The sequence below is a fragment of the Bradyrhizobium sp. CCBAU 51745 genome, assembly GCF_028128715.1.
Classification (GTDB): domain Bacteria; phylum Pseudomonadota; class Alphaproteobacteria; order Rhizobiales; family Xanthobacteraceae; genus Bradyrhizobium; species Bradyrhizobium manausense.
In genome coordinates, this window is sequence record NZ_LBJP01000093.1 from 290,701 (window position 1) to 313,630 (window position 22,930).

Annotated in this window: 18 protein-coding genes; 13 read left to right on the forward strand and 5 right to left on the reverse strand. The window is 57.6% G+C overall.

What is annotated here, in order from left to right; all coding sequences use genetic code 11:
• Positions 1–14: 14 nt before the first annotated feature.
• The 4 genes from XH98_RS37675 (at position 15) to XH98_RS37690 (ending at position 4,336) form a co-directional block, all read left to right on the forward strand.
• Positions 15–788 (forward strand): WecB/TagA/CpsF family glycosyltransferase, encoded by a 774-nt coding sequence (locus tag XH98_RS37675; protein ID WP_271621556.1) that lies wholly within the window; start codon positions 15–17, stop codon positions 786–788.
• Position 789: 1 nt separating this feature from the next.
• On the forward strand, positions 790–1,914 hold the full coding sequence (wecB, locus tag XH98_RS37680) for a non-hydrolyzing UDP-N-acetylglucosamine 2-epimerase (RefSeq protein WP_271621557.1): 1,125 nt from the start codon (positions 790–792) through the stop codon (positions 1,912–1,914).
• Positions 1,907–3,169, forward strand: coding sequence for a UDP-N-acetyl-D-mannosamine dehydrogenase (gene wecC, locus XH98_RS37685; RefSeq protein ID WP_271621558.1), 1,263 nt, complete (start codon positions 1,907–1,909; stop codon positions 3,167–3,169). The genes wecB and wecC overlap by 8 nt, the downstream gene beginning before the upstream one ends.
• A gap of 174 nt (positions 3,170–3,343) precedes the next feature.
• On the forward strand, positions 3,344–4,336 hold the full coding sequence (locus XH98_RS37690) for an NAD-dependent epimerase/dehydratase family protein (protein ID WP_271621942.1): 993 nt from the start codon (positions 3,344–3,346) through the stop codon (positions 4,334–4,336).
• A gap of 58 nt (positions 4,337–4,394) precedes the next feature.
• Here XH98_RS37690 and asnB read toward each other — a convergent pair whose 3' ends face one another.
• Together asnB and XH98_RS37700 are read right to left on the reverse strand one after the other, a co-directional pair.
• Positions 4,395–6,062 (reverse strand): asparagine synthase B, encoded by a 1,668-nt coding sequence (gene asnB / locus XH98_RS37695; protein WP_271621559.1) that lies wholly within the window; start codon positions 6,060–6,062, stop codon positions 4,395–4,397.
• A gap of 75 nt (positions 6,063–6,137) precedes the next feature.
• Positions 6,138–7,061 carry a thioesterase domain-containing protein gene (locus tag XH98_RS37700; RefSeq protein ID WP_271621560.1) on the reverse strand — a complete coding sequence of 308 codons (924 nt, stop codon included), beginning with the start codon at positions 7,059–7,061 and terminating at the stop codon, positions 6,138–6,140.
• 410 nt (positions 7,062–7,471) lie between these two features.
• Between XH98_RS37700 and XH98_RS37705 the strand changes: the two genes are divergently transcribed.
• The 4 genes from XH98_RS37705 to XH98_RS37720 all read left to right on the forward strand — a co-directional run bounded on the left by XH98_RS37705 (position 7,472) and on the right by XH98_RS37720 (position 12,864).
• Complete coding sequence (locus XH98_RS37705) at positions 7,472–8,614, forward strand: acyl-CoA dehydrogenase family protein (RefSeq protein WP_271621943.1); 1,143 nt, start codon at positions 7,472–7,474, stop codon at positions 8,612–8,614.
• Positions 8,611–10,542 (forward strand): non-ribosomal peptide synthetase, encoded by a 1,932-nt coding sequence (locus XH98_RS37710; RefSeq protein WP_271621561.1) that lies wholly within the window; start codon positions 8,611–8,613, stop codon positions 10,540–10,542. Before XH98_RS37705 ends, XH98_RS37710 begins: the two co-directional genes overlap by 4 nt.
• On the forward strand, positions 10,539–11,870 hold the full coding sequence (locus XH98_RS37715; protein WP_271621562.1) for a methyltransferase: 1,332 nt from the start codon (positions 10,539–10,541) through the stop codon (positions 11,868–11,870). The genes XH98_RS37710 and XH98_RS37715 overlap by 4 nt, the downstream gene beginning before the upstream one ends.
• A 286-nt stretch (positions 11,871–12,156) precedes the next feature.
• Positions 12,157–12,864, forward strand: coding sequence for a polysaccharide deacetylase family protein (locus tag XH98_RS37720; RefSeq protein ID WP_271621563.1), 708 nt, complete (start codon positions 12,157–12,159; stop codon positions 12,862–12,864).
• Positions 12,865–12,887: 23 nt separating this feature from the next.
• Here XH98_RS37720 and XH98_RS37725 read toward each other — a convergent pair whose 3' ends face one another.
• Positions 12,888–13,928, reverse strand: a complete 1,041-nt coding sequence (locus tag XH98_RS37725; protein ID WP_271621564.1) for a glycosyltransferase family 2 protein — start codon at positions 13,926–13,928, stop codon at positions 12,888–12,890.
• A 174-nt stretch (positions 13,929–14,102) separates the two neighbouring features.
• Complete coding sequence (locus XH98_RS37730) at positions 14,103–15,545, reverse strand: oligosaccharide flippase family protein (RefSeq protein ID WP_271621565.1); 1,443 nt, start codon at positions 15,543–15,545, stop codon at positions 14,103–14,105.
• A gap of 311 nt (positions 15,546–15,856) precedes the next feature.
• Between XH98_RS37730 and XH98_RS37735 the strand changes: the two genes are divergently transcribed.
• Both XH98_RS37735 and XH98_RS37740 read left to right on the forward strand, forming a co-directional pair.
• Positions 15,857–16,690 (forward strand): class I SAM-dependent methyltransferase, encoded by an 834-nt coding sequence (locus XH98_RS37735; protein WP_271621566.1) that lies wholly within the window; start codon positions 15,857–15,859, stop codon positions 16,688–16,690.
• Between the two features lie 48 nt (positions 16,691–16,738).
• A complete protein-coding gene (locus XH98_RS37740; RefSeq protein ID WP_271621567.1) occupies positions 16,739–18,262 on the forward strand; it encodes a hypothetical protein in 1,524 nt (507 codons plus the stop codon).
• A 251-nt stretch (positions 18,263–18,513) separates the two neighbouring features.
• On the opposite strand, the gene XH98_RS37745 is transcribed toward XH98_RS37740, so the two are convergent.
• A complete protein-coding gene (locus XH98_RS37745) occupies positions 18,514–19,818 on the reverse strand; it encodes an O-antigen ligase family protein (RefSeq protein WP_271621568.1) in 1,305 nt (434 codons plus the stop codon).
• A 156-nt stretch (positions 19,819–19,974) separates the two neighbouring features.
• Here XH98_RS37745 and XH98_RS37750 point away from each other — a divergent pair, with 156 nt between their 5' ends.
• The 3 genes from XH98_RS37750 (at position 19,975) to XH98_RS37760 (ending at position 22,850) form a co-directional block, all read left to right on the forward strand.
• Positions 19,975–20,769 (forward strand): hypothetical protein, encoded by a 795-nt coding sequence (locus XH98_RS37750; protein WP_271621569.1) that lies wholly within the window; start codon positions 19,975–19,977, stop codon positions 20,767–20,769.
• Entirely contained in the window at positions 20,766–21,839 is a 1,074-nt protein-coding gene (locus XH98_RS37755; RefSeq protein WP_271621570.1) for a hypothetical protein, read from the forward strand. The genes XH98_RS37750 and XH98_RS37755 overlap by 4 nt, the downstream gene beginning before the upstream one ends.
• Positions 21,840–21,905: 66 nt before the next feature.
• Positions 21,906–22,850 (forward strand): class I SAM-dependent methyltransferase, encoded by a 945-nt coding sequence (locus XH98_RS37760; RefSeq protein ID WP_271621571.1) that lies wholly within the window; start codon positions 21,906–21,908, stop codon positions 22,848–22,850.
• Positions 22,851–22,930 lie beyond the last annotated feature (80 nt).

The window sequence follows — 22,930 nt, forward strand, 5'->3', positions numbered from 1 at the left end:
GATTAGGGGTTCCCATGCGTGCATCTTTTCTGGATTGCCCCATTGATATTCTCACGATGGACGAGACCGTTGAACTTGGGCGTCAAGCCATGCGGACACGAAAGCGACTGCAGCACGTCGCACTAAACGTCGCCAAGTTCGTCAACATGCGCTCCGATGCAGTGCTCGCCGCGGATGTGGCGAGCAGCGACATCGTCGGCATCGACGGCATGGGAATCGTTTGGGCCGCGCGAGCACTTGGGCTTCCGGTCACCTCGCGCGTGGCTGGCGTGGACCTCCTTTGCGAATTGCTGAAGGTCTGTGCTGAGGATGGTTTCAGACCATATTTCTTGGGAGCCACTCCCGCCGTGCTCGATCAGGCCGTTCGTCGCGTCCGCGACAAGCATCCTGCCCTCGTCTTCGCCGGTTGGACGGATGGCTACTTCGATGATCGCGAAGAGCGCGAGATTGTCCGAAAGATCCGATCGAGCGGGGCCGACTGCCTTTTTATTGGAATGCCCACGCCGCGCAAAGAGCGATTTCTCGCGGCTCACCGCGACGAACTCGGCGTACCCTACATTATGGGGGTCGGTGGCGCGTTTGATATTCTGTCCGGCGTGGTTCGACGAGCACCGGTTCTCATCCAGCAACTCGGCTTTGAGTGGCTGTATCGGATCTATCAGGAGCCCGGGCGCATGTGGTGGCGTTACGCAAGGACGAATACTCTGTTTGCGGCCATGCTAGCGCAGGCGATGATCATGCGATCGTCCGTACAAGGAGCACTCCCGCCCAGCCGAGTCGGAGGATGAGATGCAGAAGCATTTCCTGATCCTGCTGGGGACCCGGCCGGAGGCGATCAAACTCTTTCCAGTGATCAATCGACTGAAGTCCGAAAACAGAAAGGACGTCGCGATCACCGTCTGCGCGACGGCTCAGCACCGGCAGTTGCTCGATCAGGTTCTCAAGTTGGCCGAAGTGATACCGGATTTCGATCTGGACATAATGACAAGCAACCAGACCCTCGATCATCTCACGGCCCGGTTATTGGCTCAGATCGGGGACATGCTCGAGAAAGTCAGGCCCACAAGGGTCATCGTTCAGGGCGATACGGCGACTGCGATGACGGGAGCGCTTTCAGCTTACTACCACAGAATTCCAGTCTCGCATGTCGAGGCTGGACTAAGAAGCGGAGATATCTTCGCTCCATGGCCCGAGGAGGTGAACCGAAAAATTGTTGGCTCGATTGCGGACCAACATTTTGCGCCGACCGAGCGGGCCGCGCAGGCCTTGCGATCCGAGAATGTCCCGAAAAACCGTATTCATGTGACAGGCAACACTGTCGTTGACGCGCTGATCCTCGCGAAGGCCAGGGTTGAAGGCGATCCCGCGCTTTCGGCGCGATGGAACGGGATTAGGCAGTGCCACGGAAACCGCCGCATTATCCTGGTCACGTGTCATCGGCGTGAGAATTTCGGAGGCGGAGTTCTCAACATCGCAACTGCATTGGAGACAATCCTTGCACGAGAGGATGTTGCGGTGGTTCTGCCTGTTCACCCGAATCCAAACGTCAGGGACGTGTTCGTTAGCAGGTTCTCCAATCACCCGCGCGTCGTGCTCATTTCCCCTCAGGAATACACCGACTTTGTCAGTCTGCTATCTCTGTCATATCTCGTCCTAACCGATTCTGGTGGCGTGCAAGAAGAGGCGCCGACATTCGGAAAGCCGGTGCTCGTCATGCGTGACACGACCGAGAGGCCGGAAGGCATTGAGGCAGGAACCGCCCGCCTTGTCGGCGCGAGCCACGAGCGAATTGTGGGCGAAACATTCCGTCTGCTGGATGACGATGAAATTTATGCATCAATGGCGCGCTCTCACAATCCATTCGGGGATGGCCATGCGAGCGAGCGAATCGTGAAGGTCCTACTCGATGCCTGAATTTGCCAAAGTCGCAGTTCTTGGTCTCGGCTATATTGGACTGCCGACCGCTGCGCTGATCGCGAGCCGCGGTTTACGGGTCGTTGGAGTTGATACCAACGAGCGCATCGTGGACACCGTCGGATCCGGTAAGATCCACATTGCTGAGCCCGACTTGGACGGGCTGGTTTCGAAGGTCGTCTCGAGTGGAGCGCTCGCGACCTCCTGCAAGCCCCAGCCGGCCGACGTTTTCATCATCGCAGTGCCGACTCCAATTGACGGAGAAAATCGTCCGGATCTATCAAGCGTGGATGCTGCCATCGAGAGCATCGTCGACCTTCTCACACCTGGTAATCTAGTAATTCTCGAGTCCACCTCTCCGATCGGAACGACTGAAGCAATCGCAAAACGGATTGGTGAACGGAGGCCGGACCTGCACATCGGCACCAACGGCAAGGAGAACGGCGCGATCTACGTCGCGTATTGTCCGGAGCGCGTGTTGCCGGGACGCATCTTGACCGAGCTTGCCAACAATGACCGTTGCATTGGCGGCATCACCACGGCGTGCACACGCCGCGCCCAACGCTTCTATAAGATGTTTGTTCGTGGTGCTTGCGTCGGCACGACGGCGCGGGCGGCTGAACTGGTGAAGCTGACGGAAAATGCCTTCCGCGACACCAACATCGCGTTCGCAAACGAGCTTTCGTTGATTTGCGATAGGTTGGAGATCAACGTGTGGGAGGTGATCGACATTGCAAATCGCCACCCGCGAGTGAACGTGCTACGGCCCGGCCCAGGCGTGGGAGGGCACTGCATTGCGGTGGACCCCTGGTTCATAATCGACTCTGCACCCGATCTGGCGCGTATCATGCGGATGAGCCGCGAGGTGAACAAGACCAAGACGCGCACGGTCATCGAGCGTGCGGAGGCGTTGATCGAGGAGAATTCTTACGCCCACATCGCCTGTTGTGGCTTGACCTTCAAAGCCAATGTCGACGACTTGCGCGAGAGCCCGGCGCTGGAAATAGTTTTACATCTAGCGGGAAAGTATGGTTCGCGCATAAAGGTGGTCGAGCCAAATCTTCGACGGTTGCCACCGGAATTGGCTGATTGCCGGGTCGGCTTTGTGAGTATCGACGAAGCGCTACGAAGCTGTGAGGTGGCCATCATTCTTGTCGATCACGATGAATTCAGGATGGTCCCGTTAGCTGAACGCCGTCATCTTGACGTCATCGATACGCGCGGCATCTGGCAGGATATGCCGATGAGGGCGTAGTCCCTCCGATGTTGATCACCGAGATGGACCCGCTTCATGTCGATGGCTTGTCCCGATACCTTGGTAATCATCGAGAAAACCGCCAAGGCTTGCAAAGCGAGGGTCGCGAACACATCCGACTTAGGATGCTTTAGATGCCTAGTCGCAGACTAAAGGAGAGTGGCGTTGAGTGATCTGAAGGGCAAGCGCATTCTCGTCACGGGCGCTTCCGGCTTCATCGGATCGCATATCGTCGATCTGCTGTGCGAGGAGGGCTGCATCGAGATCGTGGCACTCGACAACATGCTAACGGGTCGACCGGAGAACCTGCGCAGGGCGCTGACTCGAGGGCCGGTGCGGGTGGTACATGGCGACATGCGTGATATCAAGCTGATGGCCGCGTTGACCAAGTCGACTGACATAGTCTTTCACCAGGCCGCATTACGGAATGCCCGTTGTGCTGCCGAGCCGCGCCTCTTCATGGAGGTAATGGTGAGTGGCACGTTCGAACTGCTTCAGCTTTGTGTGAAGCACGACGTCGAGAAGGTCATAGCGGCCTCTTCAGCTTCCGTATACGGCCCGGCAGAGGAGCTGCCAACCACGGAGCATGAAGCGCCTTACCGGAACCGTACTCTTCATGGTGCGGGGAAGGCTTTTGGCGAGGGACTGTTGCGCGCCTATAACGAGATGTATGGTCTGGACTACGTCGCGCTCCGATACTTCAACGTCTATGGTAGTCGGATGGGCATTCACGGCCGCTACACTGAAATGCTGATTCGCTGGATGGAGCGAGTTGAAGCGGGATGGCCTCCTATCATCTTTGGCGATGGTCAGCAGACGATGGATTTTGTGCACGTACGCGACGTCGGCCGCGCCAACATACTTGCGGCCAAGGCTCATGTCACCGACGAGGTATTCAATGTGGGGAGCGGCACGGAGACTAGCCTGACGCAACTCGCGGAGGTGCTCGTAGAGATAATGGGGCGCCGCGGATTGGCCCCGGAGTTCGCTCGCGAGCGTTGCGCCAGCCCTGTGCCGCGTTGGTGCGCCTCAACTGGGAAAGCAGAGCGATTACTGGACTTCCGTGCGTCCATGTCGCTCGAAAAAGGTCTTGCCGAACTGGTGAAATGGTGGCGGCTCGAGCGTGGACTCGCGGCAGATCGTCAAAGATCCGAGTGGGCCTCGTAACTCCCGCTAACAACCTGCCGCGATTTGTCGAGAGTATCGCTGCGGGTGCTGGCGCTGGTCAGATGGCATCGATCGCACGCACGTGGATCCCCTTGACTGCTCTGCCGGATGGATCATCCATCTTTGTAAACTCCTGCGACCAACGGAACGCAGCGGGGCTCGAACACGCAATGGACGGCCCGACAGGTACAGTCAAACAAGCCGTTGGGTTCTTGAAGATGGTGTCAAAGATCATTCTATAGAGATATCCCTCCTTCGAGGTCGGCGTTTGCTTCGGAAAGCGATCGGCTGCCCGGGCCAGCATCTCATCGGAGACTGTTTGCGCCGCCTGTTGCTTCAGGCAATCGATCCAGTTGTACCCGACTCCGTCCGAGAACTGCTCCTTCTGGCGCCACAGGACGTCTTCCGGGAGGAGATCCCGAAACGCCTCCCGTAGTATGTACTTTTCAATTCTTTTGCCCGGACACATCTTGTCGGCGGGGTCTATAGACATTGCGTAATCCAGAAAATCCTTGTCCAGGAACGGTACGCGTGTCTCCACCCCCCACGCTGCCGTGGCCTTGTTGGCGCGACAACAATCATACTTGCTGAGCGCGAATAGCTTGCGCACCGTTTCCTGGTGGAACTCCTCGGCGGTCGGGGCCATGTGAAAATACAGGTACCCCCCGAACACTTCATCGGCGCCTTCCCCGGAGAGGACCATCTTGATTCCCATCGATTTTATCCTGCGGGCCATCAGGTACATCGGAGTGGCCGCGCGGATCGATGTGACATCAAAGGTTTCGAGATGGCGGATAACGTCCTTGAGGGCATCGAGGCCCTCCTCGATCGTGAAGACGATCTCGTGATGCACGGTACCAATGTGCGCCGCCACCTTCCGTGCATACTGCATGTCCGGAGCCCCTTCGAGGCCGACCGAGAACGAGTGGAGCCGCGGCCACCATGCCTCCTCGACTTCTCCCGTTTCAATTCTCTTGAAGCGATGCTGCGCGACGATTGCCGCGATCAGCGACGAATCCAGGCCACCTGATATGAGCACGCCATACGGGACATCGCACATCAGCTGCTGTTTGACTGCGGAGTCAAGAGCAGCTCGCAGGGCCGGTAAAGACACCTTTCGCTCGGGGACCGTGTGTGCCCACTCGGGATCGTACCACTTCACGAACTGTCGATCGCGACTTGTGTAATAGTGGCCCGGTGGGAACTCTTGGATCGTTTCGCATACGTCATCCAGCGCCTTCATTTCGCTTGCGACGTAGCTCGTGCCGTCGATGCCCCATCCTATATAGAGAGGAACAATGCCGAGATGATCTCGGGCAATGAAAAATTCATTCTGCCTTTCGTCAAACAATGCAAACGCGAAGATGCCGCTTAACATTTTGCATACGGCAGGCCCATATTCGTCGTATAGGTACAGAATGATTTCGCAATCTGAATTCGTCGTCCACGGGTGGGCGCGCTTCAGCTCTTGACGCAACGCGAGGTGGTTGTAGATCTCCCCATTCACGGCGAGCACGCGGCGGGCGCTTGAATCAATGAGGGGCTGCGCGCCGTGGTCGACATCGACGATTGAAAGTCGCTCGTGAGCAAGCACCGCGCGATCGTTTACGTAAACTCCACTCCAGTCTGGGCCCCGATGTCGGATGGTCTTGGCCATATCGAGGGCGCGGGCGCGCGCAAATTCCAGCGATTCCTTAAATTCGAAAAGTCCGACAAAGCCGCACACGATGTTTGTCCTATTGTTTGGAAAAAATCGATTGCTCGAAGACCAGATCCGCGGCGTGAAAAGGATTATGCAATGCTAATTCTGAAGTTGATCTAGCCTTCGTTGAAGCGAAGCAGCAAGGAGGCCGACTTTGGGTCCGAGCAAGAGGTCGTTGACGGGGTAGTCGCCAACGTGATGCTCGCGCAGGGTTCGGGCAAATCGTCCCCATTGGCGGGATCGGTGCCACTTGTCGCCCGTGACAAATAGGTCGATATGACCTGGATAAGGGCGCGGCGCGTATTTGCGGACCGCCGCTACGGTGGCGCTTTCGACCCGTTCTCTCGCCCTTCGTGCAGCGGGGTCCATGAGTGCTTGGGCTCGTTGCCGCTCTAGTCGCTGCCGCAGTCTGCGTAAGAACTCTGCGGGCGCCAGCGCAGTCGCATAGCTGGCAAGGCGAACCCACATCATTGAGGTGCGCCCGAACACCCGGGGGAATGGGCTGCCGATGAGCGCGAGGAGGGAGACCTCATGCCCCGCGGCGACGAGCTGTTGTGCAACCTCGAATGCAAGGGTCCCGCCAGCACAGTGGCCGGCAATTCGGTAGGGGCCGTGAGGCCGATACCGGCGTATCTGCTCGATCTCATAGCGTGCCAGCGCTTCGATGGAATGCAAAGGTTCGGTCCCGTCGAGCCCTGGTGGCTGTATGCCGATAACCGGCTGCGCAGCATCCAGGTGGCGTGCCAATGGCAAAAGACAAAAGACATCGCCAGCATGACCGGATACAGCGAAAATCGGCGGCCTGCTTCCCTCTGGCTTAATCGGAACAATGGAGACTGGTCCGCTCTGCAGCGCCTCCGCCTGGCGCAGCAAGGCGATTATCTCGTCCTTACGGCCCTTCAGCGCTTCGCGCAATGCGAGGTCGAGCGCACCCACCGGCGCGCTGCACCTGAGCTGGGCATTCTCAATCCACAGCTTCACGTCTCGGGATCGAAGCGTCGACAGCAGTGCGGCAGCATCCATTACAACCAACCTCTCGCGCAGGCGTTGACCACTTAAGTTGCGTCCTCCGCCTCGGCCCCTCCGGTCGCTTCTCTCCGCTCGTGTCAGCAAGCCGCATTGTTACTTTAAAATTCAATATATGGCAATTAAATCTGGGAAAGAAAAAACTTGCCAATTATTATATCTGTGTCAGATTAATAATGGCGGTGATTTTGGTATTTTCGTTGAGTTCTCGGCGCGAAGTGTATTGAGCGTTTAAATATGAATTTAATGCAGCCATCATTTCGGCCGCGGTTGGCTTCCGGGCGATCGGAGCAGTCCGTGGACTTGCTTGCCATCGAAGCAGAACCCGGGCTCGCAAAATGGCCTGACCGATATCGTGGCGATCCGCGGACACCGACCAAAAACTGCGCGGAAGAGAAGTGGCACTGATGAACTGCGAAGCGCCTTGGACCACCGATGATACGCGGGTCTTCAGGAAGACGGCGCACGAGTTCATTGCAAAGGAGTTTCTCTCGCGCCAGGCCCAGTGGGATGAGCAGGGGCGGCCCGATCGGGAAGCATGGCGCAAGGCAGGCAGGGTCGGCCTGCTGCTCCCAGACGTGCCGGAGGAGTACGGCGGGGCTGGTGGGACGTTTGCTCACGAGGCGGTTGTCATCGAGGAGCTCGCCCGGGCAGGAATTCATTCGGGCTTTGGTGTTCAGAGTATCGTCGCGCACTACATTCTTGCTTACGGAAACGAGGAGCAGAGGCGCCGTTGGCTGCCGGGTATGGCCGCCGGCGAGCTGATCGGCGCAATTGGGATGACGGAGCCCAACGCAGGATCTGACGTTCAGGCAATTAAGACAACGGCCCGCAGGGAAGGAGATGAGTACATCGTCAATGGCTCCAAGACGTTCATCACGAATGGCTCGCAGACCAACCTTCTCTGCCTGGCTGTCCGGACAGGGGGGGCCGCGCCGGGGCCAAGGGCACTCTCTTTGCTCGTGTTGGAAACCAACGATTTGGCGGGTTATCGGGTCGGACGTTCGCTGCACAAGATAGGTCGGCATTCTCAGGACACGACCGAGCTGTTCTTCGACGATGTGCGCGTGCCGGCCCGGAATTTGCTCGGTCCGAGTGAGGGTAGGGGATTGTTCCAGATGATGGATCAGCTCTCCTACGAGCGGTTGTCAATCGCAGTGAGCGCGGTCGCCGCCGCGGAGAGCGCGGTGGACCTAACGACGCGCTACGTGAAGGAGCGCAACGCATTCGGCAAGCCGCTCATCGATCTGCAGAACACGAGGTTCAAGCTCGCAGAGTGCAAGACCGACGTGCACATCGGTCGGATCTTCGTGGACAAGTGCATTCAGCAGTTCATCGCGGGCCGGCTCGACTCGATCACTGCGGCGATGGTGAAGTACTGGCTCACCGAATGCCAATGTCGAGTGATCGACGAGTGTGTGCAGTTGCACGGCGGCTACGGCTACATGCAGGAATATCCGATTGCGCGCATGTGGGTCGATAGCCGCATCCAAAAAATCTATGCCGGATCGAATGAGATCATGAAGGAAATCGTAGGGAGCTCTTTATGACGACGCTGAGCGAGGTCCGGGTGCAGGGGGCGACGAAGGCTGCAGGATGGCAATTGGACCATCTCGTCAACAAATGGAACAACACGCGGGCCGAGTTCCCGCAGGTCTGCGCACACGAACTGTTCGAACAGCAAGTCAGTCGTGAACCGGCGGCGATCGCACTGGAGCATGGCCGAGTGCAGATCAGCTATCAGGAGCTGAACGAGCGCGCCAATAAAGTGGCTCATCACTTGCGTCGAAGTGGGGTTGGGCCAGACGTCCTGGTTGGGGTGTGTTTCGACCGCTCTCCGCAAATGGTCGTCGCGCTGCTCGCAGTCTGGAAGGCCGGCGGAGCCTACGTGCCCCTCGATCCGAGTTACCCGCTCGAGCGACTGGCGTTCATGATCGAAGACTCGCAAACGCCCATCCTACTCACGGAGGAGAAGCATCGGCGGCTCTTCGAGGCGGCGGCCACCAGGCTGATCTGCCTTGATTCCGATTGGCCGATGCTGTCCCGAGAGCCGCGCGAAAATCCCTCGCCGATCACGGCTCCAACGAACCTTGCTTACGTGATGTATACCTCCGGCTCGACCGGCAAGCCCAAAGGGGCCATGATCCTTCACCGCGGGCTGGTCAATTACCTCTGGTGGGCAATCAAGGCCTACGAGGTCGGGCCCGGGAGTTCGGTGCCCCTTCACAGTTCTATCTCTTTCGACCTCACAGTGACCAGTCTGTACACGCCTCTTCTGGCGGGTGGGTCCGTCGAGCTGCTTTCCGAGGACGTTGCAGCGCAGAGCTTGGTGGCTGCGCTGCTCAGATCGGGGGATCGCGGACTTGTTAAGATCACGCCGGCGCACCTGGAACTGCTGAGCCGTCAGATCGATCGCAGCGAGGCCGTGAACTTTTCACGAGCTTTCGTGATCGGAGGTGAAAATCTGCTGGCCGAAACTCTGCAGTTTTGGCGCGATGCTGCGCCTGATACGAGACTGATCAACGAGTATGGTCCGACTGAAACGGTCGTAGGTTGCTGTGTCTATGAGGTGCAACGCGGAGATCCTCGTACGGGATCTGTACCTATAGGGCAACCCATCGCAAATACCCAGTTGTACGTCTTGGATGCGAGCTTGGAGCCGGTCCCTCCTGGGGCAACCGGTGAACTATATATCGGCGGTGCAGGTGTAGCGCTCGGGTACCTGAACAGGCCGGAACTGACGGCAGAACGTTTCTTGGCAGATCCGTTCAGCCGAGACCCTGAGGCGCGCCTATACAAAACGGGAGACCTCGCCCGCTACCGCAAAGACGGCATGCTTGAATATCTCGGGCGCGTGGACGATCAGGTTAAGATCCGTGGCTATCGAGTAGAGCTTGGCGAGATCGAGGCAGCCCTTGCATCCCATCGCCGTGTTCAGTCATGCACAGTTGTTGCGCGGGAGGACGAGCCGGGAAGAAAAATTTTGGTCGCGTATGTTGTCCCGCACGATTCAAAAACATCAGGTGGTGACGAGCTACGGGCATTTCTGAAGGACACGTTGCCGGAATATATGATTCCTGCCCAGTTTGTATTCCTTGACTCGCTTCCGCTCACACCAAATGGAAAAGTGGATCGCAAGGCCCTGCCTGTGCCATCGAGAGAAAGCATAGCGGCAGGAAAGGGTGGAGCACCCAGGAGCAGGAGCGAGGAGACGGTCGCGGAGATCTGGAGCGAGCTGCTGAAGGTCGATGGAATTGGTATCCATGACGATTTCTTCGACCTCGGAGCAGATTCGTTGACTGCCACTGCTCTGGTCGCAAAAATTCGCGGGGCCTTTAGCGTCGAACTCAGTCTCGCGAGCCTGTTCGAGAGGCCGACGATCGCGGGAATCGCGGAAATGATCGACGTGCTCGCGCTTGCGCGCGGAGGCCCCGGGGCGCAAGCCGCGTTAGGCCAACGTGAGGAGTTCACGCTATGACGGAAACTGTTGCGCTCTTGTCCGCCCTCCGGCAACGCGATGTGAAACTCTGGATCGAACACGATCAGCTCAAGTGTAGTGCTCCAGCTGGCGCACTTGATGCCGAAATGCGGGCCAGCTTGGTTAACCAAAAGGACCAGCTCTTGGCCCTGTTGCGGCAGTCGAATGGCAATCCGGCTGCGCCAGAAGAACCCGCACCACCGCTCCTGCCGACAATTTCTCGCCAGGTCGGGTTGCCCGTGATCCCGGCCAGGGATGAGCAGATATCCGACTTCGTCAGCGCGCTACGGAGTTGCGGATACGACCTCGCGAAATGCGCTGCACGCCTCGGCGTGTTCCCGCGGCTGGGCGTAAATTTTTGGGAGAGGATGAGATCGAACTGGAAGCCTCAGTCGAATGACCCGATCGATAACCTGATTACGCTGTTCATCGACGGTCACCCGGTAAGGGCGGATCTCCTGGCCCGCCAGATTTCAGCCTCGTTCGTAGATACGGCTCTTGAAATGAGGCTGGTTGAAGAACGGGGCCATTTGCTGAGCGCGAACCTATGCCTGTTCCCATGTTTCGGGAAATACATCGTCACCGACCAGGCGGCGAAAAACACGGCCATCAACCAGGTTATGTGGCTTTGGGGGGAGAGTTTCATTTTAGGAGGCTTCGTCGACCGGAAAGTGCGCAGACGCGGCATTGATCTCGGGACCGGTTCGGGGGTGCACGCGATTCTTGCTAGTGATCACTGCTCGCAGGTGGTCGGCGCAGACGTCAGCTCTCGTGCGATTGCTTTCTCCAATTTCAACGCGCAGCTGAACGGGAGCAAAAACATTGATTTTGTTCTGAGCGACCTGCTCGATTCGATCGATGGGTCATGCGACCTCCTGATCGCCAACGTCCCCTATGCCCCCGACACCGCAGCCAGAGCAGGCGACAATTTCTGGAGTGGCGGCATTGATGGCACCGACCTTTTGAGGAGAGTTGTTGAAGCCCTTCCGACAAGATTGGAGAGGGATGGGGTCGCCCACATCAACTCGCTGTTTCCGAATCCTCCGGGAACGCAGATCAAGGATCACTTTGATGCCTGGTTGGGAGGAAAACTCGGCGAGTGGCAGGTGTTGGATCACACGTGGGCAGTGCCACGATATCAAGACCTGCTTTCCGACAAGCCGTACGAGGGGGACAAGAGCGCTTGGCGTTTTGGCGTCGTGAGCTTGCGTCGTTCTGGCGGCGGCAATGGCTGGTGGAAGGAACTCGCCGGACGGGGGTGGTTTTTCCGACCCGACGGAAGCTGCGCCGTCGTTGCTGATCACGAACTTCATCAAGAGGCGCCGTAGATCGCCAGGATTGAGCCGGCGCAGGGCGGTGCTGAGCGGGCCCTTAAGGTTGGTACGATCGGGTCAGCGAAGGTGCGATTGACGATAGCAGGAAGAGCATTGGTGCGGAATGAGGATGCCGCGAGCTAAGCGAGAGCTAAAGATTGCTATAAGTCTGGTTTACTACGTCCTCCGAAGCATTTTGCGGTGCTTGCTCAGCCTTGCCGGACGATCGAGCGCGCAGCGGCTTACGATCCTGTATTATCATGGTGTCCTCCCTGGAGAGCGGACCGCCTTTGCGCGTCAGATGGAGACGCTTCACCGCGCGGCGCGGGTGATCCCGACATCGTACAGGGGGAAACTCCCTCCGGGAAAGAAATGCGTTGCAATAACGTTCGACGACGCGTTCACCAGCGTTGCTGAAAATGCACTTCCAGAGCTAGCCAAACATTCCTTTCCTGCGACAATATTCGTCCCGGTGGGGTGGTTAGGGCGAACGCCAGGATGGGCAATGGAGGAAGACGCCTTGGCACGTCCCTCCGCTGCTGGACCAAAGGTTTCCGAGTTGGTGATGTCGTCGGACGATTTGAAGGCGCTCCCGGCCTCTCTTGTCTCGCTCGGGTCTCACAGCATGACCCATCCTCCAATTTCCGCATTAGATGCCGAGCGAGCGAGAACGGAAATCGCCGACTCGCGCCAGCAATTGGCTGAATTGAGCGGGCGGGAGATTCTCGAGTTTTCGTTTCCTTATGGTGACTATAACGCGTCCGCCCTGGCGACGTGCCGCGCAGCAGGCTATCAGGTCGCGTATTCGATCAAACCTCAGGAAGTTGATCCCGCTGGCTCCGAGTTCTTGCGCGGACGCACGAAGGTCGATCTGTCGGATAGTCCAATCGAGTTCTATCTGAAATTCAATGGCGCGTACGAATGGTCTAGCTATGCGTCTCTCTTGATGAACGCGTTCCGATGGGCCTGCCGTAGGCCGGTGTCAAAAATCGAAGTCCAAGCGCGGTGAGCCCCTGTTTGAAGGACCCTCACTCAACCGTGAAACTTTGGCCGGCCTGTCTCGCCCCTAATTCCAGCCAATAGTCCCTCTGCAGCAGCTCTGAAATTCTTAGAGGACATGGCAAAGAGATAGGTGATTGCATAGGCGCAGCCAAAGAAGAGTCCCAACGGAAAATACCGATGCCAGTGCATGCGGACGAAATGAAGGTTGTTCCGGCTTTCGAGATAGACGGAAAGCCGAGATCTCTCGGCCCGCAGACGGGCCGACCCGATCGTCGTGCCGCCCTTATGAGGTACGATCGAGTCCGGCGCATACCCTAACCCGTATCGCTTGGCGCGCATGGACCAGTCCGCATCCTCGTAATACAGGAAGAATCGCTCGTCCATTCTGCCAATTTTTTCGAGACAGGCTCGCGTGACATACATAGATCCCCCTGCGATGCAGTCCAGATCGCCCTCGATCGAGCTGAGATCCACCGATGCACCCGCCTCTTCCCCCAGGCCAATAAAAGCAAGGCTTGTTCGTAACTTGCGCCAGCGGTGACCGGCGCGACAATAGACGTAGTTGTGGTCAGCAGAAGACACGATGGTACTGCCGACCATGCCTTTGCGGCCGGCGACGGCGCGATCTGTGAGAGCTTGCAAAGCGCGAGGATGAGGCTCGGAGTCCGGATTCAAGACCCAGATTCCGGCCCAGCCCGCGCTTGATAGCAGCCGGTCGATCCAAATGTTGAGCCCCCCGGCGTAGCCAAGATTCTCCGCAGCGCAGCCCAACCATACGCGCGCGCCTCGACCCTTCAGGGCCAAGCGTTTGACCTCGCTCAACCGTCCCGATGGGGTGATCAAGGCATCTTGTGCCAACTCGCCCGAAATCGGCCTGCAGGCCCCCTGAGGGGCCACCAATCTCTCACACAGGTCGCGGAACGCGCCGGGGCCGCCATTTTCACATATGAAGACGTCGAAACGAGGTTCTTCGGTCAACTGGGCGAGGGCGGCTAGACAGGCTTGTACGTCTTCCGGATTGCGAAAGCTGACGATCAGGATTGCCACTCGGAACGGATCTGCGTCAATCACACGAGACTCCAACTGTATCTGTAACGCCGACCGACTCCGCATTCAGCAGCGCAAATCCGTTACATGGACCCGGTAACGTCGACCGCATTTCGTCGCCCCTTCCTTTCGCGGGTTTGCCGGAGATACCCGCAATGTTTACTCTGTTTCAATCGATGCGGCACGGACCCGCGTCGACTAGGGCGCGAGCGCGCCGGCCAAGAACGACCGTTGTCTCGTCCTCCACGACGCGTATGCGCGCCAGAGCAGCACGGACAAGGGCAGCAGACAGGTTGCGGAGAATAGCATGCGCGTTGTCCAGGTTGGGCTGGGCGCGGACCAGATCATAAGGCCGAATAAGCTGACCGAGGCCAAGCTGAAAACCATGCACTGGAGAATGATGCGTCCGGAAGATCTCAAGCTCGTGAAGGCGACCCAGTGAAAGACAGCAATGGAAATGATATCGCCGAACAGTCTTCCGGCCAGAATCGACTCCGGCGCGGGGTGCGTCACAACCAAAAGTGCGCCCGCAACGACGCCGAGGCCGACGGTGGCATTTGCGAACGCGAGTTTCGCCGTCTCACCTAAGCTCAGCAAAAGTATGGTATGAGCTCCGCGATACGTCGAGAGGAACACGATCCCCGTAATGAGAACGCGCCATGATGGCGGGACGGAGTAGTGGCTGCCGTAGATGAGCGGGGCCAAGAAATCGAGCGTCAGGCCGACCGCAGCAGCATAAGCGAAGGCAAGAAGTGAAAAGAGCCACAGCAACCAGGTGAACGAAGCAAGCTGCCGCTCCGGCGTGCCTTGACTACGCACCATCATCGACATTCCAAGGGTGCCGAAAATTTCGAACATCGGCGATATCGGGGTCTGTGCGAGACCGACCACGACCGCGTACACCGCAAGCGACTCCACGCCGAGTTTGCCGGCCACAAGGAGCCGGTCCGCCTGGCTTATTAACGCGAGCGCAATTCCGTTCGCGGTCAGCGGTAAACCATACTTAAGCACCTCCCGAATAAACCGCGGAGGGGCACGCCACTCATAGTCAAAGGGAGAGAGCAAATGGCTCAAGACGACCAGCAAGAATGCCTCCCCGGCCAACGATATCAGAATGATCCGATGATCCGGCACCCAGGGCACCGCTAGGATCACGATAGCAAACCCCGCTATGCTGCTCACGCAAACCGAAAGCGCTTGGGGGCGATATTCGTAGTCCCTCTGGATTTGATAGACGCCCAAATGATAGAGCGACCGTACTAACGGAATGAACGCGGCAAGCAGGAAGCTTCTCCAGAATTGGGGCACGCCGAACATTGCGCTCAGCGGAACGCAAAACGAGGCGAGAGGGATCGAGATCACCAGCCCTCGCAGGAGCTGTAGCCCATGCGCTGCTGCCAGGAACTCGCGAGCCTCTGGTCCCGATCTGACAAGCACCACATGATTCAGGCCAACCTCGGAGATCATCTCCGAAGTCGTAATCACGACAGCGATTGCGATCGCTATGCCGAGTTCTGCTGGGGCAAGAAAATGTGACAGCAGGATCGTTCGAAAGAACCGGGATGAGAATCCGACCAGCGGGGCTGCCGCAGCCAACGACAAACGGCGGGTCCATGGGCCGATTTCGAATCCAAGTTTCATGAGACGTATACCTGCGCGCGATGAACAGAAGCTGCCAACCAAGGCGCTCTGCTCAGTACGCGTAAGAACAGGAAAACTTGTCCACTGACTCTAAATCCGAGCTCGCACAGTCGCGCTTGTGCTAGTCGGAGTTGATTCAGTGTGGGGATGCATCGCGGAGGTTCCCGCCTCGAGTTTGATTCTCGCATGAGCCCGACGATGCCACCCCTCCGGGGACTAATTAATTAAATGACGGTTTGATATTAATATCTTGATCCATTAGTTTCAACTGGTATAATTATATTTGAATTAAATAGATCGTAGGAGGGTGCGTGACCTTACAGGATCTGGTGATCCACAATTACCGTCAGGCGCTGGCGAGAGTCGGGTTGGATCATCTTGCTCCCTCGCCGGAGAATGTTTGGCCTTACGTGAAGCACCTAAAGCCGTCCCCGCGACACGGCTCGGGCGAGAGCATGGAGCAGCTCTTCTACAGTCATACCGGGCGGCTCGCCCACAAATGGCATCACTATCATCGCATTTACGATCGTCATTTGGAAAGATTTCGCGGAACGTCCGTGAAATTCCTCGAAATCGGCGTCAGCCATGGCGGATCGCTGCAGATCTGGAGCAAGTACTTCGGACCGAACGCCACCATCTTCGGGATTGATGTCGATCCACGCTGCTCCGTCGTGGACGACCCGCCCTCGATCAACGTGCGAATTGGCTCACAAAACGATGTGCAATTTCTGCGGTCCGTGGTTGCTGAAATGGGCGGCATCGATATCGTACTCGACGATGGAAGCCACTGGGTGCCGCACCAGCGAGCAAGCTTTGAAGCCCTGTTCCCGCTGATCTCGGCGCGCGGTGTCTATATTGTCGAGGACCTGCAGACCAACTACTGGCGTGGACGTTACGAGGGAGGTTGGCGCCGTCGCTCGACCTTTTTGGAGCAGATGAAAGACCTCGTCGACGACATGCACAAATGGTGGCACACGAGGCCGCAGCGCCTGCCTGACGCGCATCGGTTCGTTGATGCGGTGCACTTCTACAATGCGATGGTGGTGATCGAGAAGGAGCCGCAGGACAAGCCATCCTCGATACAAATTGGCGAGCCGTCGTTTGTCGATCCTTTCACCGCTCGGGTTGAGGAGCCAATTGAGTGAGGGCGTCCTCTATCGTCGCCTGCTCTGAGAACCAACTGCGCGGCCTCGATGATGGACCGATTTGGCCTTGCAAGCAGGTTTGCTCTGATCAGCTTCATAGGCGTGCTGAGTTCCATCACGACGATGAGCGCGCGCGGAAGCACCTACTATATCTCCGCCGAGGGCTCCGATCTGAACGGCGGCACCGACAAGGATGATCCCTGGCAGCATGCGCCGGGTATGCCGGATTGCAACGCCGCTTGTTCGGCGGCCACTCCAAAACCCGGCGATCGCTTCATTTTTCGGGGTCGCGACACGTGGCATACGTCTGTAGGTAAGGTTCGCGGAATGCCCTGGATGTGGACCTGGAGTGGGACGACCACGGATCACGTCTACATAGGAGTGGACAACACCTGGTTCAGCGGTTCGTCCTGGGCGCGTCCGATCCTGCACATGGACAATCCCTCGGGTACGGAGAGGCCGGAAAGCTGCAGCTACGACGATTCGGACATAACCGGCGTAAGTCTCGAGAACGTGCGGTACGTCGATTTTGACGGCTTCGAATTTACAGGAAAGTGCTGGGGTGGGACCCCGCGCGGAGCTTCGATTTTTCGCAGCGGCTCCTACATCACCGTTTCGAACTCATACTTTCACGGCTGGACGATGACGACGCATGCCGGCAACGATACTCACTACATGATTTCGGGTGCGGGAAGCGGAACAACGGGCAACGTTGTTGCATCGAATGTCTTTGATGGATCGGATTCGTCCTTGGGGACAACGCCGGGGAAGTCCAGCGGTTTCGCGATTTACGCCGAGTGCTATGATGTGCATGGCAATGTTTTTCGTCACGTCTCCAACGGAGCTGTGTGTTCGAACCTGACCCATGTTCACGAGAATCTCTTTGAGTATATGTACAACCCGGTTGAGCGGCATTTTGCTCACGGCAATGTTGTGGAATCTCTCGGAGGGCTCGAGCAGGGAACGACATATTTCTACAACAACGTCGTTCGGCATACCGCTGAGGGAGTGACGGTCTGGCTGCAAGCATCGATTTTATATGTCTTCAACAATGTCTTTTATGATATCGGCAATCCAATTAACTGCCTGATGCAGAACCCGCCGGGCTTTAGGGCCGGAGCTGGCGTCGCCACCTCCTACATCTACAACAACACATTCGAATCGCCCTGCCATCTTAATTTCAACGCTGCCAACAGCACTACGCCCTCATGGTCGGGCTCGGTCTATTTCGGAAACAACCACCTCGTCGGATATTCGAGTGTTGCCGCTGGCATAGGATGCCGCTCCGCGGCGAGCTGCTATCTCAATGACCAAGGCGGCAATGTCCTTCAAAGTAAGGCGAAAGCCGCGGCCGAGGGCTACGCGACCGCAAACGGCTACGCTCCCGCCTCTGGGAGTGCTGCGACAATCGGTCGTGCGCTCAACTTATCGGCGATGTGCCCGTCTGTCCCCGCGCTCTGCAGCACCACGAGTTTCGGTGCAATCGATAGGCCGGACCGCGTCGTAATCTATCCCGCAATTCCCGTTCTTTCGCGACCGAGCGATCATCCCTGGAACGTCGGAGCCTTTTAGCGCAGTCGCGCGCCATGCGAGCAATGACGGAGAGTGTACATGTTACAACGTGACCCCTATTTGGAGCTTCTGAAGAAGGCCCTGGTCCGCGCCTTATATTCAGAAACAACGATCTCGCCGGTTACTCAAGCGTTGCCGCTGGCTTAGGCTGTCGCTCGGCGAACAACTGCTATCTCCATGATCAAGGTGGCAACATTCCCCAAAGTAGATCCGAACCGAAGCACGGCTTCACGACAGATGATTGGCGCCCATTAGGGGGCCGAGGACATAACGTGGTGCAGCCCGCTCGCGCCATCGAAGGTCAGCCGGCGAGCGTTGGAGCACTGCTCCCGAAGAGAAGCGCGGATTCCAATGCAGAGTCCCCAAAACAACCAAACATTGTTCCAATAATGAACTGTCAGCCCCACGAACATGAGCACCACGAGGCTCAAGGTGAATGCGGTGCAAAGCTGACCGACGTAGGGATCATGCGAAGTGCGGGCGTAAATCTGCCGCGAAGGCCAGAATGAGGCAACATTTGCAAGGAGCAGAGGGATTATCGAGGGAATTCCGAACCGAATGATCATGACGAGCCAGGTGGAATCGACTGAAACGTTCCCGAAGAAATCTTCTGCGGGCGCGTAGCTATCGAATCCGTACCCGACGTAGGGCGACAGGCCGATATAGTAGAACGCAGTGTCCCAGGTGGCGACCCGAAAATAGCCGGTGGATGGATCGAGCGTCAGATTTGCGACGATCCATGACACCGGCCTGTTTGCAACCAAGAAGACAACCAAGAGGAGGGCGAACATGGCTGCGGTTAGAACCTGCCATCGGCAGCGGATGCCATGGAGGAGCCCATCGTAGAGCCGGACAAAGATCGCGATCAAGAAAGCGATGAGCGGTGCGGACGACATTGCGAGCACACATCCAAAGAAACACAGGCTGCCATAGCAAAGTCTACCAAGGGACGTGCGCTCGGAGTACAAGAAGATGGCCCCGGCCGCGGCGCAGAACGTGCCGAATAGGATCGGATGAGGAAATGTCGAAAATGCGCGCAGCCATCCGTATCGGTATTCATATCCCGGAATGGGTAAGCCAAACAGCACGAAGCCAACGTGAGTCTGGCTCAATTGTTCGAGGCTTGCGAGGGCGATTAAAACGATGCAAATGAGTTTGAGCGCTCGAACAAATGTTTCCAGCGCTGGACGGCCGAAGATATAGGACCGCGCCACCAGGTAGCCGCCCCCGAATTCGGTTATCAGCGCGGCCGTCGACGACCATGACTGGTCTGTCTGGGATACGGCAATCAACAGCCAGGCACAAAACGCACATGTAATTATATCAGGTGCGCCCCGATGCCGGCCTCTTTGCAACAGTTCGACCGCTGCGGGGAACACCAGCAGCGCGATCACCAGCCGGGCGATTGTGAACTTTGCGCCCGCTAGGAAGAAAGTCATGTTTGAGTGAACGGCAAGGCCTATCACGACAGCCCAGATGGCGAAGCTGTTCGGGCTGTTCGGCGCAACCGGAATGGCAGCCTGAACTTCCGGCGAAAAATGACGATCGAGCTGCACGGGGGGGGGGGGGGGGCCGGGCTGACAATCTGCAAGCCTCCTCAAACACCGCTTTTAATAAAAACGGCCGTTGATCTTTATTATATTATATAATACATTTTTATTTATTGTGGAAATTAAATCTCTGATCGGACTGAGGTCGAGCTTGAGGTCGCAATGGCGTGGTCCGTACAGATCTGTTGTGTCGCAAACAACAATGCGATCTTGAAGCGAAATCTGAAGTCGTCGCCGGACGTGGCCAAACGCCGGGTCCCACTTTCGGTGATATGGGGCGCGAAGGCCGCGTCAATTGCTTATCGCGAAGCCATTCAAGCAGCCCGTGCGGAGATTGTCGTTTTCGCCCATCAGGACGTCTATTTTCCAGAAGGCTGGTTCTCCAGACTGGAATCCGTCTGCGAGCGGCTGAGTTCAGCCGACCCATCCTGGGCCGTAGCGGGTCTATGCGGCATGACAAACGAGGGCGAATTCGTCGGACACCTCTGGGATGCCGGGCTGGGTGCCGTATGCGGCGGATCGTTCAGCTCCCCCCGAATCGTAACCAGCCTCGACGAAGTGGTCTTGATCGTGCGCCGCGCGTCAGGGATCGTCTTTGATCCGGCATTGCCGTCGTTCCATCTCTACGGGACCGATATCGTGCTTGAAGCACATCGAGCCGGCATGAAGTCCTACGTCGTCGATCTGCCGGTCATTCACAACAGCAAGGCCGGCGTTCGCTTGGACAAAACGTATATTGCCGCCTATCGCTTTATGGTTCGCAAATGGAGAGCACTGCTTCCGTTGCCGACGGTCATCGTTCGGCTGACGAACAATCCTTGGCCGCTGCTGCTGCGCCGCCTGCGCCTGAGATACAAGGCCATTTTCCGGGCCTCCACATTGCGCCCCATGGTTGAATCGCCCGAGTTGGTCGCGAGACGACTCGGATTTGCCAAGACGCTGGAGGATCGCGCTTGAACGATCTCTCTGGAACGATTGCGTTGCAGTCGACTGGTAGCCCGGTTGCCGCCGCTGCGCCCCCGTCGATGACCGTCGTGGTGTGCATCGAATCGGGGTTATTGGAGCCGCTCACGCTGCGAATGGTCGAGAGCTTACGCCGATTTGGCGGCCGCTTTGCGAGCCTGGACGTGGTTGCTGTAACCCCTCGCTTCACCCCGCCTCTGGCGCCGACGACGCGCCGCCGTATGGCGGAATTGGGGATTGATCACTTGCGCGTGCATCCGAGGGATCCGTACGCTTGGCACCACTACATGAACAAGCCGGAAGCGCTCGCGGCTGTCGAGGCACGGACCCGGAGCAATGCAATCGCCTGGCTCGACAGTGACATTCTCTTCTTGCGTGAGCCGAACGAACTTGAGCTGCCGGATGGGGTCGATTTCATCGCTGGTGCTCCGGACGCAGGCGTGATCGGGTCGGCTGGAGCGGGGGATACTAACGACTCGTTCTGGGGACGATCCGCGGCGCTCGTAGGCAAGAGGCTTGACGATTTGCCGTGGTTGCGCACCAGCGACGGGCGCCTCATTCGGTTCTACATGAACTCCGGCGTGTTTGTTTATCGCCGCGCAAGCGGCTTTGGTCGCGCGTATCTTGCTAACTGCAAGAAGTTCTTGGAGTTGAAGGTGGCAAGGACGCATTCCCAAGTGCATTTCCTGGACCAGGTGATGCTCGGCTTAACAGTCATCGAGCGCGGTCTGAGCTGGAAGATGCTACCGGCCTCAAGCAACTTCCCCGTTTGTGGTGCTTTGCCCGACAACTACGAACCTTCCAAAGTCGCCGACGTGAGTGTTCTCCATTTTCACGATTCGATGGGTCGTGCGCTCTGGGGGAAGCTCCTCGATAGCCTGGGACCGGACCATGATCGGGTGCGCGCCTGGCTCGAACCGCAGGGCCCGATAGAGTTGCCGCCGTCGGGCCTGTCTTCGCTCATGCGCGGAGCGCTCCGTATAACCCGCGGTGTGCGGAGACAAGTGTTCTACGCGCGCTCCGGATTTAGCAAAGCCAGCAGCAGGGCAGGATCGACTTGCTGATCGAAAGTTGGCGCCGCCGGCAGGCTTGGCGGAGCAAGCTTGTCCACAAGGTGGAGGAGGTGGATCGTGGGAATCGACTTGACTGGCCTCAGGGCCTTAAACTTCGCAAACCGCGTCTACAAATTCAATTTTCGAAAGACCGCAACATTGGGCCGGCACGAGATCCATTTCTGGAAACAGGAATTCGATACCGTGCGGAAGGGTTTCGGCTTCGAATATGACCAGTCGCTCGCGGTAGGTTCGTTCTGCGAACCCCTTCTCGAAAAGCTGGGTGCCGAAGACATCACCTCCATCGATGCGTCCGGCTTCGAAGGTGCATCGCTGGTTCACGATTTCAATCTGCCAGTTCCGGAAACGCTGCACAATCAATTCGATGCGTTCCTGGATTTCGGCTCGATCGAGCATATTTTCAATGTCGCCCAAGTGATCGACAACATCGTCAAGTTGGTCAAGCCTGGTGGCCAGGTCCTGATCGCTACCAACGCGAACGGGTTTCCGTCACATGGCCTGTTTCAGTATTCTCCGGAATTCTTCTATAGCGTCTTCAGCGAACGGAACGGCTTCCGGAACACATGCGTTTTTCTGGTCAATACGTCTCGTCCGAAGCTGTGGCATCTCATCGAACAACCAGCCCGTCTCAAGCGGAGGAACCAGCTCCCGTTTGCAAGTCAAATGAGCTTGGTGGTCCTTTCCACCAAGGTCAGCTGCGCGGATAAATTGCACGTGGTCCAGTCCGATTATGATGATACCTGGGCGAGGTTCGATAGGGGCAATTGGACCAGATGGAATCCCGAGCAAATCTCGACGTGGAAGAAAGTGCTGCACGGAGTAGTCAACCCGTACGCTTACAAAATGGCGTCGCAGCTCGCTTTGGCCTTTGAGGTACGACAGCAGTACAGAGCCGATCGCATCCTGCTGGACCCGGACAATGTGGATCCAGCAAGATTCAAGAGGGATGGCAGTTCTCGAGCCGGCTCCGAGGCATACGGCGCGGCTGTGGAAGCGCATTGATGGCGGGAAGGAGAACGCGGGTCGGCATCACCAAATCCGGCCTCCTCATGCAGGCCGCCGGTTCGCGTGAACTCGGCTCG

Bases quoted from the DNA above. Each gene is read 5' to 3' on its own strand.
- XH98_RS37675 (WP_271621556.1), top strand. From the start codon at position 15: ATGCGTGCATCTTTTCTGGATTGCCCCATTGATATTCTCACGATGGAC.
- wecB (WP_271621557.1), top strand. From the start codon at position 790: ATGCAGAAGCATTTCCTGATCCTGCTGGGGACCCGGCCGGAGGCGATC.
- wecC (WP_271621558.1), top strand. From the start codon at position 1,907: ATGCCTGAATTTGCCAAAGTCGCAGTTCTTGGTCTCGGCTATATTGGA.
- XH98_RS37700 (WP_271621560.1), bottom strand. From the start codon at position 7,061: ATGGATGCTGCCGCACTGCTGTCGACGCTTCGATCCCGAGACGTGAAG.
- XH98_RS37705 (WP_271621943.1), top strand. From the start codon at position 7,472: ATGAACTGCGAAGCGCCTTGGACCACCGATGATACGCGGGTCTTCAGG.
- XH98_RS37710 (WP_271621561.1), top strand. From the start codon at position 8,611: ATGACGACGCTGAGCGAGGTCCGGGTGCAGGGGGCGACGAAGGCTGCA.
- XH98_RS37715 (WP_271621562.1), top strand. From the start codon at position 10,539: ATGACGGAAACTGTTGCGCTCTTGTCCGCCCTCCGGCAACGCGATGTG.
- XH98_RS37720 (WP_271621563.1), top strand. From the start codon at position 12,157: ATGGAGACGCTTCACCGCGCGGCGCGGGTGATCCCGACATCGTACAGG.
- XH98_RS37730 (WP_271621565.1), bottom strand. From the start codon at position 15,545: ATGAAACTTGGATTCGAAATCGGCCCATGGACCCGCCGTTTGTCGTTG.
- XH98_RS37740 (WP_271621567.1), top strand. From the start codon at position 16,739: ATGATGGACCGATTTGGCCTTGCAAGCAGGTTTGCTCTGATCAGCTTC.
- XH98_RS37750 (WP_271621569.1), top strand. From the start codon at position 19,975: ATGGCGTGGTCCGTACAGATCTGTTGTGTCGCAAACAACAATGCGATC.